Annotated in this window: 17 protein-coding genes; 7 read left to right on the forward strand and 10 right to left on the reverse strand. The window is 40.2% G+C overall.

Annotated features, from left to right (window positions below):
• Positions 1–56: 56 nt before the first annotated feature.
• From C9J46_RS04450 to C9J46_RS04460, 3 genes are all read right to left on the reverse strand, one after another.
• Entirely contained in the window at positions 57–953 is an 897-nt protein-coding gene (locus tag C9J46_RS04450; protein ID WP_107205462.1) for a Dyp-type peroxidase, read from the reverse strand.
• Between the two features lie 210 nt (positions 954–1,163).
• Entirely contained in the window at positions 1,164–1,577 is a 414-nt protein-coding gene (locus C9J46_RS04455; RefSeq protein ID WP_107205461.1) for a hypothetical protein, read from the reverse strand.
• A 19-nt stretch (positions 1,578–1,596) separates the two neighbouring features.
• The gene (locus tag C9J46_RS04460; protein WP_107205460.1) at positions 1,597–2,043 is read right to left on the reverse strand and encodes a DUF2919 domain-containing protein; all 447 of its coding nucleotides are present in this window, start codon (positions 2,041–2,043) and stop codon (positions 1,597–1,599) included.
• 425 nt (positions 2,044–2,468) lie between these two features.
• On the opposite strand from C9J46_RS04460, the gene C9J46_RS04465 reads away from it, so the two are divergent.
• The 3 genes from C9J46_RS04465 (at position 2,469) to C9J46_RS04475 (ending at position 3,571) form a co-directional block, all read left to right on the forward strand.
• Positions 2,469–2,816 carry a DUF2956 domain-containing protein gene (locus C9J46_RS04465; protein WP_107205459.1) on the forward strand — a complete coding sequence of 116 codons (348 nt, stop codon included), beginning with the start codon at positions 2,469–2,471 and terminating at the stop codon, positions 2,814–2,816.
• 14 nt (positions 2,817–2,830) lie between these two features.
• Complete coding sequence (locus tag C9J46_RS04470) at positions 2,831–3,268, forward strand: DUF1499 domain-containing protein (protein ID WP_107205458.1); 438 nt, start codon at positions 2,831–2,833, stop codon at positions 3,266–3,268.
• A 69-nt stretch (positions 3,269–3,337) separates the two neighbouring features.
• Entirely contained in the window at positions 3,338–3,571 is a 234-nt protein-coding gene (locus C9J46_RS04475; RefSeq protein WP_107205457.1) for a hypothetical protein, read from the forward strand.
• A 45-nt stretch (positions 3,572–3,616) separates the two neighbouring features.
• On the opposite strand, the gene C9J46_RS04480 is transcribed toward C9J46_RS04475, so the two are convergent.
• From C9J46_RS04480 to napF, 6 genes are all read right to left on the reverse strand, one after another.
• Positions 3,617–3,757, reverse strand: coding sequence for a TIGR02808 family protein (locus tag C9J46_RS04480; protein ID WP_107205456.1), 141 nt, complete (start codon positions 3,755–3,757; stop codon positions 3,617–3,619).
• A gap of 15 nt (positions 3,758–3,772) precedes the next feature.
• Positions 3,773–4,348: a NapC/NirT family cytochrome c gene (locus C9J46_RS04485; protein WP_107205455.1), complete on the reverse strand. Its 576-nt coding sequence runs from the start codon at positions 4,346–4,348 to the stop codon at positions 3,773–3,775.
• A 19-nt stretch (positions 4,349–4,367) separates the two neighbouring features.
• Complete coding sequence (locus C9J46_RS04490; protein WP_107205454.1) at positions 4,368–4,877, reverse strand: nitrate reductase cytochrome c-type subunit; 510 nt, start codon at positions 4,875–4,877, stop codon at positions 4,368–4,370.
• A 67-nt stretch (positions 4,878–4,944) separates the two neighbouring features.
• Entirely contained in the window at positions 4,945–7,431 is a 2,487-nt protein-coding gene (napA, locus tag C9J46_RS04495) for a periplasmic nitrate reductase subunit alpha (protein ID WP_107290593.1), read from the reverse strand.
• Positions 7,428–7,700 (reverse strand): chaperone NapD, encoded by a 273-nt coding sequence (locus C9J46_RS04500; protein ID WP_005370174.1) that lies wholly within the window; start codon positions 7,698–7,700, stop codon positions 7,428–7,430. The genes napA and C9J46_RS04500 overlap by 4 nt, the downstream gene beginning before the upstream one ends.
• Before the next feature lie 21 nt (positions 7,701–7,721).
• On the reverse strand, positions 7,722–8,219 hold the full coding sequence (napF, locus tag C9J46_RS04505; RefSeq protein ID WP_199187032.1) for a ferredoxin-type protein NapF: 498 nt from the start codon (positions 8,217–8,219) through the stop codon (positions 7,722–7,724).
• A gap of 287 nt (positions 8,220–8,506) precedes the next feature.
• Between napF and narQ the strand changes: the two genes are divergently transcribed.
• Together narQ and C9J46_RS04515 are read left to right on the forward strand one after the other, a co-directional pair.
• A complete protein-coding gene (gene narQ, locus C9J46_RS04510) occupies positions 8,507–10,192 on the forward strand; it encodes a nitrate/nitrite two-component system sensor histidine kinase NarQ (protein ID WP_107290594.1) in 1,686 nt (561 codons plus the stop codon).
• 4 nt (positions 10,193–10,196) lie between these two features.
• On the forward strand, positions 10,197–10,823 hold the full coding sequence (locus C9J46_RS04515; protein ID WP_107205450.1) for a response regulator: 627 nt from the start codon (positions 10,197–10,199) through the stop codon (positions 10,821–10,823).
• A gap of 47 nt (positions 10,824–10,870) precedes the next feature.
• Here C9J46_RS04515 and C9J46_RS04520 read toward each other — a convergent pair whose 3' ends face one another.
• Positions 10,871–11,149: a helix-turn-helix domain-containing protein gene (locus tag C9J46_RS04520; protein WP_107205449.1), complete on the reverse strand. Its 279-nt coding sequence runs from the start codon at positions 11,147–11,149 to the stop codon at positions 10,871–10,873.
• Positions 11,150–11,389: 240 nt separating this feature from the next.
• Here C9J46_RS04520 and C9J46_RS04525 point away from each other — a divergent pair, with 240 nt between their 5' ends.
• Entirely contained in the window at positions 11,390–11,743 is a 354-nt protein-coding gene (locus C9J46_RS04525; RefSeq protein WP_005370164.1) for an ArsC family reductase, read from the forward strand.
• 13 nt (positions 11,744–11,756) lie between these two features.
• Positions 11,757–12,887, forward strand: coding sequence for a succinyl-diaminopimelate desuccinylase (gene dapE, locus C9J46_RS04530; protein ID WP_107205448.1), 1,131 nt, complete (start codon positions 11,757–11,759; stop codon positions 12,885–12,887).
• The last annotated feature ends 118 nt before the right edge of the window (positions 12,888–13,005 follow it).

Raw genomic sequence — 13,005 nt, forward strand, 5'->3', positions numbered from 1 at the left:
AAAGCATGCTAAAAACAGAGTTCATCGCATGCTTGTATCTATCGATTTTATAGTGATTAAAGGCTCTTTAGCATCGCCATCGATGGTGCAAAGAAGTATGCGCCAGTTACCGGTTTTGAGAAACGTAACATTTGGTCTGTTTTACCATCAGTTTCACCAAACATGCTTTCAAGCTGCGCATCAAAGTGATGCTGACGCTGACAGTAAGCAATGAATAGTAAGCCATGATCTGATGTTACAGAGCCATATGGCAAGCTGTGGCGCAGAATCTTTAAGCCTTTACCATCTTCCTTAATATCAACGCGGCCAACGTGTGACGCAGCTGGCACATCTTCGAGTTCAATAGAATCTGGTTTCGTTCTACCAATCACTTTTTCTTGTGCTTTTACGTTTAGACGATGCCATGCTGGTAGGTTATGAACATAACGCTGTACCATTACATAGCTACCACCCGCAAACTCACCTTCAGCAATAACACCCACATTAGCACGATCTTCTGCTGTTTGTGGATTCTCTGTGCCGTCAATGAAATCTGTCATGTCACGGTGGTCAAGGTATTGGAAACCATAGGTTTCATCTAACACTTCTACGTCTTGAGACAATTTTTCTAAGAAAACGCGAAACGCATAAAAGTTAAGATCATGGCGATTAGAATGGATATGCAGTAAGACATCACCCCCTGTTGCTGGCGCAATAGTCTCACCTTCACCTAACTGACGAAACTCTGTTAATTCAGCTGGGCTTTGTTGACCTAAAGACTCCCAAAATGCCTTACCGAAGGCAACACTTGCATGTAACTTTGCGTCTTGCTGCTCAGTATTGAGATCCGCAAGTAACTGATGAATTGACTGGCATTGAGCAATAACATTTTGCTTATTACCTACAACATTCATCACCACATAAAGGGCAAAGGCGCCACGATCTGGAACGATTGCTGGTTGGGCAATACTCATAGGTGTCTTCTCCTAACAGGATGTTTAGTCAAAAATGAAAAGTAATTATAACGATATAAAGACGTAAATCACTTGATCTTAATACATTAGTAGAAAGTTTTACTCTTATCCCAACGATATAGGACATTTTGATACCGACTTAATACTAAAACGCCTTCTAAAAAGAAGGCGTTATTAAGAAGAAAAAGATCAACTATCGATGTTAATACATTATGCCGTCATTATTTCAATTTGAAGTTTAACGCGCTCTTCTAAGTCGGTATTTTCACTTTCAAATAATACTGGCATATTAAGCCCAGTAGACAAAGTTTTGGCTAAAATAGTACGCCAACCACCATCATCTAATCGCTCTTGGATCTGAAAAGCAATTTTCACTTCATCTGGAGAAACATCAAGTAGTTGAGCACGACCAATCACTTCACGGCACAAGTTATGTTTACTTTGACTTAAGCCATTAAAAAATATCGTTTCTTCACCAGGCACTAATGATAATGAGGTATTCACTGTATGCTTCGAATGACAGTAACTGCTCAATTCAAAGCTAACATCAAGTAACCAATCAGCCATCGCTAACGGGCTCAGTAACGTGCTTAACAGCAATTGTCCTCGACTAAAATCATTCATTACAGCTCCCCTTTACAGGCTAGTCTGCAAATATATCTTTAACTCGAGAGCTTCTTAGAAGGTACAACCCAAGCCATGCTGTTAACAGTAATGTGGTTGCCCGTATCCAGCTAAACTCACCATGACTGATAACCAAATGATATATTTGCATTAAAAAATCAAAACTATATGCAGCAAGTAACACTCTTTTCCCTTGCCGCCACAGAAAATGTATTAATTTATTATTTTTATTTCGTTGACCTGATAACCACATCAATAATATTGCGGGACTACCTATTGCCATACCTATATATAAAACATCTCTTATTGGATAAATAAGCTCAAGTAATTCACCGCCTTGAGTACGGCTAACCCCCGCCATAACAAACACTAACCAAGCTTTGGCGTTAAATAGCAAGACGAACCACAACACGGTATTAATTTTTAATTGTCCATGCTGATCATAAGCATCTATCGGATATAACAAGCCATTTCCCTCAAATAGGTATCCAATGAAATTCAGATCAGAGCTTAATAAACTTCTCTATGGTTCACAAACGACTCTAATCTATTCATTTAGATTTTGAACAACAAGGATAAAGTTTTGTGCTGAACCGCACTTTTCCATTTTTTATATTGCCGTTATCGTCACACTTTTTGATCTAAAAAAAACAAAAACACTGTTTTTTAAACATAGATCACAGACAGTAAAAGGTATATACAAATACCTAAAAAACATAAAGTTACACATTAAAAACACCGTTAACAAACCCTTTACCTATTTCTGAAAATTTCCTACACAATCAGTAAGATAGTCCATTACCTTTTCCGTCTATTTTATTGCTATGACATCAACTCTGTTATTTATGGGATATAATCAACGCTTAAATGTTATTTTCAGGGATCTATACCATGGCGAGTAGAAAACAACCGGCCTCTTCACCAGAAACACAAGCTGAAGCTATACGTATAGCAAAGGCCACACAGAAGGTAGGGCAAACAAAAGAGCAAACTCGACTGATTGCACAAGGCATTCAAAAAGGTATAGAGCAATATAAAAAGCAGCAAAAAGCTAAAGCTCGTGAGCAAGACAAACTGAAAAAAAAGGTTTCACGTAATAAGGCCTCTAATGATGCTAACAACGCCTCAGAAGTCATAACTAATACAACTGTTATCCACCATCAGAGTAAACTCGCTTGGGGGCTTTTAATTGCCTCATGGTTAGGGTTTATCACTTACCTACTTCTTCCGCGATTATAAAAAGGATTTACATCGTGTTACTTCGCTTTACGCTATTGCTGTTACTCTTCCTCACTGGCTGTAGCGATACAAAGACAACCTCATGGACGCGTTCAATAAATCAGCTTTGTGAAAATAAGCCCAATTGTGTCTCAACGATTGAAAAGCGTGAACAGTTTAGCGTTAAGCCTTTTCTTTTAACGGCGAAAGGTGAGCATAGCTGGGAAGAAATAAAACGGGTAGCGCTTCAGTTACCAGGTGCAAAAATAGCAGAGCAATCAGATCACTATCTTCATATTGAAGCCACCAGCAAGATTTTTCGGTTCATTGATGACTTTGAAGTCGAAAAAAAAGCACAGCAGTTACAAGTACGCTCTGCATCACGAGTTGGTTATTCTGATTTTGGTGTGAATAGGAAGCGAGTTGAAACATTCCGTAGCCAATTAATAAAGCACGAACTGATTAAACAATAAAAAACAATTTGATAATAATTCTCATTTGTATGTATATTTATAATATTATTCGAAACAGGATTAATTATCATGGATAAGACAACGTTTAAGCTCTTCACGCTATTAGGACTAAGCGTTATTCTTGGTTTACATTTTATTGAAGTCAGTACAAACGAAAGTCAGTCATTCTCTATCGCTTATTTTATGTTTGAATGGCTGCCACTTTACCTTGCTTGGGGATGTTGTTTGCGATTGGGTATCGCCAGTGGCAGCGTAATCCCCCCGCGAAAAAACAACAAAAGCCGCCCTTCTATAACGCACTAGCGCATTAAAAGGACGGCTTATTATTTCTTTATCTCGAATATTGGCTTATTCGCTAATTTTTTTATCTTTACCTAGCGAAAGTAGCCAAATACAAATAGCTGCGACTACAGCAAACCCAGATAGAACAATCACCGGCATGGCTGCGTAACCGAGTATATGCCAAATCACTGACTCTAATGTGCTCATCTTATCTCCTTAGGTTTATTGCCAACCTTCAATGTTTTTCATATCAGGCAGTTTATGTGCAATACCCTTGTGGCAATCAACGCACGTTTTATCTCCTGATGCTAATGCCGTCGAATGCAGTTTTGCACTACGAGGCGCTTGCTCTGAGAAATCCATATAATTGAATTCATGACAATTACGGCACTCTTGTGAGTTATTGTCCTTCATTCGCTTCCATTCCCGTTCTGCTAAATGCCCACGGCGATCAGCAAATTTTTCAGGAGTATCAATCGTTCCCATTAAATGGGCCACAATTTCTTTTGATGCCTGTACTTTACGCACGATCTTATCTGTCCAATTGTGAGGAACGTGACAATCCGAACAAATAGCACGGACACCAGAACGATTAGAAAAGTGGATCGTTTCTTGAATTTCTTCAACGATTGGTGCGTGACAACCAGCACAGAACTCTTCAGTGTTAGTCTTTTCCATCGCGGTATTAAATGCCCCCCAGAATAATAAGCCGCCAATAAACCCCATAAAGAGAACGAGACCTACTGCTACTTTGCTGGGTGTTTTTAAGCGTAACCAAAACGTTTTTAATAACTTCATATATCATCCCTTACTTTGGTTACTGCAATGCACTAACACGTTTGAAGTCATTCTCTACTAATGGCTTAGCATCCGCTTGTGGTACGTGACACTGCTGGCAGAAGTAACGACTTGGTGATACATCAGATAGCACCTGTCCTTCTTGCGGTGACACATAGTGCGTTACACTGATTTTGGTTGCGCCCATCTCTTTGGCATTTTTCCAGCTATGACAAGCAAGGCATTTGTTTGCGTTTAGCGACACTTCGTAATGACGGATCGTGTGTGGGATCAACGGTGGCTGATACACATAATCGTTATCAATTACACCTTGATCTTTCGGATAATGCTTCATTGGATCAGCAGGGCGTGTATCTTCTAATTCAGCAGAACCACGTAATGATTCAAGGCCACCAATACCGCCCGGATTTAATATTTCTGTTTTCGCTACGGCTTCTGATACCGGTTTAGCTGGTGTTGATTCTTCGCTTTGCACAACCCCAGCCATTAATGCACTCACCGCTAATATAACCAATAAGATTCTTTTCATGATGTTCTCCGCCAACAGGCTAATTCTGAAATGAGGCGAGTGATTGATTCAATCGCCATAGGCAGGCTTATACCTTGCTGATTTTAACTGGACATTTTTTGAAGTCTGTTTGCTTCGATAGTGGATCGGTGGCATCAAGGATCAACTTGTTCACCAAAATTCGAGCATCAAAAAACGGCACAAAAACCAAACCTTGTGGCGGGCGATTACGGCCTCGTGTTTCTACTCGACAGCGTACTTCACCTCGGCGATTAGAGATTTCAACTTCATCACCACGACGTAAGCCACGTGTTTTAGCATCTTCTGGGTGGATATAACACAGCGCATCTGGCACTGCTTTATATAATTCAGGAACACGTCGGGTCATGGTACCTGTATGCCAATGTTCTAATACTCGACCTGTACAAAGCCACATATCAAATTCAGCATCAGGTACTTCAGGTGGCGCTTCATAAGGCGCTGAAATAATCCATGCTTTACCATCAGGCTTACCATAAAAGTCCCAACCAGAACCTTTTTTTGCATAAGGATCTGAGCCTTCTTTAAAGCGCCATTGCGTTTCCTTGCCATCAACAACAGGCCAACGTAAACCGCGCACTTGGTGGTAAGTATCATACGGTGCTAAATCATGACCATGATCACGACCAAATGCCGCATATTCTTCAAACAAGCCTTTTTGAACATAGAAGCCTTGCGCTTTTGCATCATCATTTAACGGTTGGGTTTCCGTTAATGGGAATTTATCAACCTGTCCATTGCGGAATAAAATGTCATACATGGTTTTACCACGGTACGCTGGCATTTTATTAACCAACTCATTTCCCCACACTTCTTCAATAGTAAAGCGCTTCGAGAATTCCATGATCTGCCATAAGTCAGACTTAGCTTCACCTGGTGCTTCAACTTGTTGATACCAAGCTTGTGTACGGCGCTCTGCATTACCATATGCCCCTTCTTTTTCTACCCACATTGCGGTTGGTAAAATAAGATCGGATGCTTGTGCGGTAACGGTTGGGTATGGGTCGGAGCAAACAATGAAGTTTTCTGGGTTACGGTAACCCGGTAATCGCTCTTCATTAATATTAGGGCCAGCTTGCATGTTGTTATTACACATCACCCAATACGCATTTAACTTACCGTCTTTTAACATGCGATCTTGAACAACAGCATGATAACCAGGTTTAGGTGGAATAGTGCCTTCCGGTAACTTCCAGATTTTTTCAGCAATGGCTCGGTGTTTAGGATTCGCAACCACCATATCAGCAGGCAAACGGTGAGAGAACGTCCCCACTTCACGTGCTGTACCACAAGCAGATGGCTGACCCGTTAATGAAAATGGACTGTTTCCTGGGGTTGAAATTTTACCGGTTAATAAGTGTAGGTTATAAACCAAACTGTTCATCCACACACCACGGGTATGTTGGTTCATTCCCATGGTCCATAGTGACATCACCTTGGTTTTAGGATCAGCATAAAACTTCGCAAGCTCTATTAACTTTTCAGGTTTAACTCCTGACATTTCTGATGCTTTTTCAAGCGTATACTCAGCAACAGAAGCTTTGTATTCCTCAAAATTCATTGGGAAAATATCACCTGAATTCGGATGAGCAGCTTGCTGTTGTAGTGGGTTATCGTCACGCAGACCATAACCAATATCTGTTTCAGCACGTTTAAAGTGGGTATGTTTGTTAACAAAGTCCCAATTAACCGCATCGTTTTCAATGATGTAATTAGCTATAAAGTTGGCGATGGCTAAATCGGTTTGAGGCTTAAAAATCATACCGTTATCAGCGAGTTCAAAAGAACGGTGATAATATGTAGACAGTACATTAACTTTAACATGAGGGTGACTTAAACGACGATCAGTAATGCGAGTCCATAGAATAGGGTGCATTTCTGCCATATTTGAGCCCCATAAGACGAATGCATCAGCATGTTCAAAATCATCGTAACAACCCATCGGCTCATCAATACCAAAGGTACGCATAAACGCACCAACAGCAGATGCCATACAGTGGCGTGCATTCGGATCGATATTGTTAGAACGGAAACCGGCTTTCATCATTTTTGATGCCGCATAACCTTCCATCACCGTCCATTGACCTGAACCAAACATACCTATGCCTGATGGACCATGTTTCTTTAAGGCTAATTTCCACTTTTCAGCCATGATATCGAAAGCTTGATCCCAAGAGATTGGAGTGAATTCGCCTTCTTTATCATATTTTCCATCTTTCATACGAAGCATTGGCGTTTGTAAACGATCTTTGCCGTACATGATCTTTGAAAGGAAATAACCTTTAATACAGTTAAGACCTTTATTTACTGGTGCTTTAGGATCACCTTGAGTAGCAACAACTCGACCATTTTGGGTACCCACCAAAACAGAACAACCTGTACCACAAAAACGACACGGCGCTTTATCCCATTTAATTTTTGTATCATCAGAACTAACAATTAAATTAGTTGCTGACGCGGGTAAGGTAATACCTGCAACAGCCGCAGCTGAAGCGGCAGCATTTGCTTTAACAAATGCGCGTCTTGTCATTTTCATGAGTTGCCCTCTGGTTGCGTCTCAAAGTGCTCTATTTGGTGATACACCAAAAAAGTAATTAACACATTTTCTAAATTATTGATTTTATCTATGGTATCGGTCACGTAGCCTTGGTTTTCTGTCTCAAGTACTACAATGATTTTCCCTTCTTCACTGTCGCCCGGTATTTCGGTATTTGGCATTGCTAAGATCTGCTCTTTTATTTCTTGCAAGTGCTCAGGTTTTACATGAACCACGAGACTTGATATATGTACTTCTTGTAAAGACATACAGACCCTCTTTGATATGTACTATTGTGCGTTGTTCTCTACACAATCGATTGTTATTGCTGATACAGGACACCCAGATAAACAGGCACCACATCCAGTACAGTCTTTCTCTGTAATCGTTGGCATCGCGACTTTTCCAACCTGTAATTGAAATTTGATCGCTTGAGGTTCACACATATCACCACAGCTTCTGCACTCAATATTTTTAGATGCCATACAACTTTCATTAATCGTTGCAATGATGTCCCATGGCGATTCTAATTGCGGAAGGAACAACGGTTCAGGACACGCCTCTGCGCACTGATAACAAAAAGTGCATTCACCTTCACCTTGGCTGAAATCCACTTGAGGAAAGCCGCCATCACCTTTCACTATGATGTTTGTCTCACAATGTTCGATACAACGTTCACAACGCGAACAAAGATCGGTAAAAGTATCTGCATGATTTAGCCAAGGTAAGCGTGGAATGTTTGATGGTGTTTTGCGTGTGAATAATGAACGTCTTAAACGATCAACCATCATTACCTCTATCGTTGTACTATTTGTGTTACATGGCTGATAAAATACTCAGCAAATAACTCAAATAGCATGCATTAATAAGCTATTCATCTTTTTATACATTAATTCTAAATAATGAAATAATTGCTTAAATACCCCCTAAGGGGTAATTGGTAGGAGTTTTTGCTCTAGATCAATAAATCTAGCTGATAAAGCTCACATTAATAGCTTAATTTTCTGCATCAAAAATTAAGCTATTAATAATTTCAGGGTAAGTAACAGTAAGGATTGCTGTGAATAGGCAAAAAATGACACATTCTGTAACAACGACGATAGCGCGTTCTTTAGTGTTAATTTTGATCATTTCGATAATAACGACTGCACTTGCATTAATGACATTGGTTTCGAGTCAAAATGATGCTGAAGCTATAAATATTGCAGGTTCTTTACGCATGCAAAGCTATCGATTAGCTTTTGATATTGAAACAGAGTCGCCTCTTTTATCTACACATATTGAACAATTTGAACACTCGCTTTATTCAGCGCCAATGAAAGAACTCTCTTACTGGTTTACCTCTTCAGAGATCCAACAACACTACGATCACATCGTTCTGCGCTGGGCAGAGCTGCACCCGATCCTTGAAAAAGATAACAACACGGTATTTATTCAACATGTCGCCCCATTCGTCCATCGTATTAATACTTTTGTTTCTGAACTGCAAAAATCATCAGAACTTAAAATCCAACGAATCGCTATTATTGGCGCCATAGGCCTTAGTCTGATTTCTCTTATCATCTTCTACACTATTCGTTATACACGCCAACAAGTTGTCGCACCTTTAAATGATCTTGTTGATGCTTGTAAGCAAGTAAAGCGTAAAGATTTTCGATTGGATTTATTAAATAATAGCAATAATGAACTAGGTATTCTTGCCCATACCTTTAGTAGAATGTCATCAGATCTTGAACAGCTTTATCAAGGCTTAGAGCGCAGTGTCAATGAAAAAACCCACCGCTTACGTCATGCAAACGAATCACTCCAAGTGCTTTATAATTGCTCACAACAACTTTCTGTTAGCCATTTAACCCGAGAACAATTTACCAACATGCTTGAAACCATGATTGCTATAGATGGCTTAATTGGTACAAAACTGATCATTGCAGAGCCAAATGGCAGCACATCAGAAATTCAAGTGGGTCAACAAGCAGGTCAACATTGGCAATATAACGAATTGTATATCGATGGTGAATTAATGGGACAACTTTGGTGGCAGTACACTTTACCTTGTCCTGATAAGGCATTAATTAATAATATCTCTCAGATCCTTGCTCGCGCTATCTATTACAACCGCGCCCAAAAACAAGCGGAATATTTATTGATAATGGAAGAGCGCGCGACCATTGCCCGTGAACTCCATGATTCATTGGCACAATCGCTCTCCTATTTGAAAATTCAATTAGCCTTATTAAAAAGAAAACTCAATCAAAGCGATCAAAATGAAAGTACCCATCAAACTGTCCATGATATTGAAGAAGAGTTAAGTAACGCTTATACCCAACTGCGCGAATTACTCAGTACATTTCGGTTGATGATTAAAGATGCCAATTTTGGTGAAGCCTTAAATCAAATGTTAGAACCATTAGAAGAGCAAACCGATGCACTCTTAATTATAGATAATCAAATATCATCAATGGCGTTAGATGCCCATAACCAGGTTCACCTGTTACAAATTATTCGAGAAGCAGTATTAAATGCGATTAAACATGCAGACGCCGATGAGATTATCGTAAACTGCCAACAAACCGATCAACATATTGATGTCACGATCATCGATGACGGTAGAGGATTCGACCTTAACGAGAGTAAACGTGATCATTACGGTTTAAGTATTATGCAAGAGCGCGCATCACGGCTACAAGGTGAATTAAAAATACAATCGGGAATCAATCAAGGCTGCACTATCTGCCTTCTATTTCCATTACAAAAAGGATAACACGATGACATGCTGGAAAGTTATGATTGTAGATGATCACCCTCTCATGCGTCGAGGGATAAGCCAACTATTAAGTATTGAATCAGACTTCCAATTAGTAGGTGAAGCCAGCAATGGTAATGATGCTATCGCACTCGCCCATGAAAAATCACCAGATTTGATCTTACTCGATTTAAATATGAAGGGATTGTCCGGTCTTGATACGCTAATAGCGATGCGTGATGAAGGAATACTTGCCTGTATTGTTATATTAACTGTCTCTGATAGTCGAAGCGATATTAAAACAGTACTCAATGCTGGCGCTGACGGTTATTTACTCAAAGATACTGAGCCTGATGAATTAATCGAACAACTAAAATCAGCGTTATGTGGTGGTAAAGCCTATAGTGATATCGTAAAAGAGTGCCTTGATTCACCACATACCCCTACGAATATTTTGTCTCAATTAACAGACCGTGAGACGCAAATATTACAAGAAGTGGCAAAAGGTCAACGTAATCGCCAAATAGCCGAACAGCTTTTTATCTCAGAAGCGACGGTTAAAGTTCATATGAAAAGTTTACTCAAAAAGCTACAAGTAAAATCCCGTACAGCCGCCACTATTCTATACCTTGAAGCCCAAGGCCAATAATATCCTATTAAAAACGCATAACACGTGACGTCTTATGCGTTTTAATTTTAGGATAACGCCGCTAATAAGTAGGGTTCTTTTTCTTTGATCCATTCCAAATCAAATGGTCCCCAATCACTCAGCGTATAGTAACCATCATTATGACGGCGACCATCTTGAATGAAAGCAAGCTCAATACCGATGCTAGGTAGCGCTTTTAATACATCTTGAATAGTGCGACGCGGCCAGCCTGTTTGCTCAACCAAACGAGGGACATTAGGTCTCTCTGTATTTTCTACTAACAATGCTAAATAAAGTCGACGGGCAAAAACCGGATTCAGTTCCATTGAGGCCTCCATAAAATATTCCACATATTATTAAGCAGTGGAAAATATTTATGTTGAGTTTGATCAAGCCCGCTTTATCTTTACTTCTATTAAATAGAAAAATAAAAAAGCATTATTGTTTTTGTTAACAATACCGTTCTCAATCTCTTACAATCAGCTCACAAACAACAACACTTGCGGTCATTGTGTAATCTCGTTATAAAAGACTATCCATTAAAATATAATCAAGTCAGATCTTTTATGAGTACTACAGCCTACGGCATCAAAAACTGCGACACTATCAAGAAAATGAAAAAGTGGTTAGAAGCAGAAAATATCGAATACACTTTCCATGATTACCGTGTTGATGGCTTAGATCGCGCTCAACTCGAAACGTTTGAAACAGCACTTGGTTGGGAAGCCATGCTTAATAAACGTGGAACGACTTACCGTCAACTGACTGATGAGCAAAAAAATAGCTTAAACCGCGACAATGCCTTAGCCCTAATGTTAGAGCAACCAGCAATGATCAAACGTCCGCTATTAGTACACAATGATGCGTACTACTTAGGTTTTAAACCTGCTCAATACCAAGAAATTTTCCATCAACAATAACAAGGATACAAGGATGTCTGATAGCCCAGTTATTGCGCTTGCTAAAGATTTAATGAGTCGCCCATCTGTTACTCCTGAAGATGCAGGCTGCCAAGATGTAATGATCGCTCGTCTTGAGCAATTAGGCTTTATTATCGAAACCATGGTATTTGAAGATACCACCAACCTTTGGGCTCGCCGTGGTACCCAAGCTCCACTGTTTGTTTTCGCTGGTCACACCGATGTGGTACCGTCAGGTCCAGTAGAGCAATGGCACACGCCACCGTTTGAACCAACGATTATCGATGGCTACCTTCACGGCCGTGGCGCCGCTGATATGAAAGGCTCTCTAGCATGTATGATTGTTGCCATTGAGCGTTTCATCGCAGAAAACCCAGATCACAAAGGCTCAATTGCCCTGCTCATCACCTCTGATGAAGAAGGGCCATTTATCAATGGTACAACCCGTGTAGTTGATACCCTTGAAGCCCGTAATGAAAAAATCGATATGTGTATTGTCGGTGAGCCTTCAAGTACTCACCACGTTGGAGACGTTGTTAAAAACGGACGTCGTGGCTCAATTACCGGTGATTTAACCGTAAAAGGTATTCAAGGGCACGTTGCCTATCCACACCTTGCCAATAATCCCATTCACAAAGCATTACCAGCCCTCGCTGAGCTTGCTGCCACCACATGGGATAACGGCAATGCATATTTCCCACCGACCAGTTTCCAGATCCCAAATGTTGCCGCAGGCACGGGCGCATCGAATGTGATCCCTGGAGAATTTGAAGTGCAATTTAACTTCCGCTTTAGTACTGAATTAACGGATGAAGAAATAAAGCGTCGTGTACATTCAGTATTAGATGCCCATGGTTTAGATTACGACTTAAAATGGACATTAAGCGGTCATCCATTCCTTACCGATAAAGGTACGCTAGTCGAAGCGGTTGTTGCAGCGATTGAAGAAGTAAACCACCAGCAACCTGAACTTCTTACTACCGGTGGTACATCGGATGGTCGATTTATCGCTCGTACCGGTGCGCAAGTGGTTGAGTTAGGCCCTGTAAATGCCACTATTCACAAAGTGAATGAGTGTGTAAAAGTCGCAGATCTTGAAAAGCTAACCGACATGTACCAAAAAGTATTAGAAAAAGCACTGTAATAATAAACGCATTCAATACTCAAAGCAGCTAACGTATTGCACGTAAGAAGTGAAATATGTGGCTGCTTTTTTATTGCCATTAATGACTAATATATAAGCTAAATGATCGATAAAAGTG

Origin of the sequence: Photobacterium sp. GB-36, assembly GCF_003026135.1 — a bacterium.
Lineage (GTDB): Bacteria > Pseudomonadota > Gammaproteobacteria > Enterobacterales > Vibrionaceae > Photobacterium.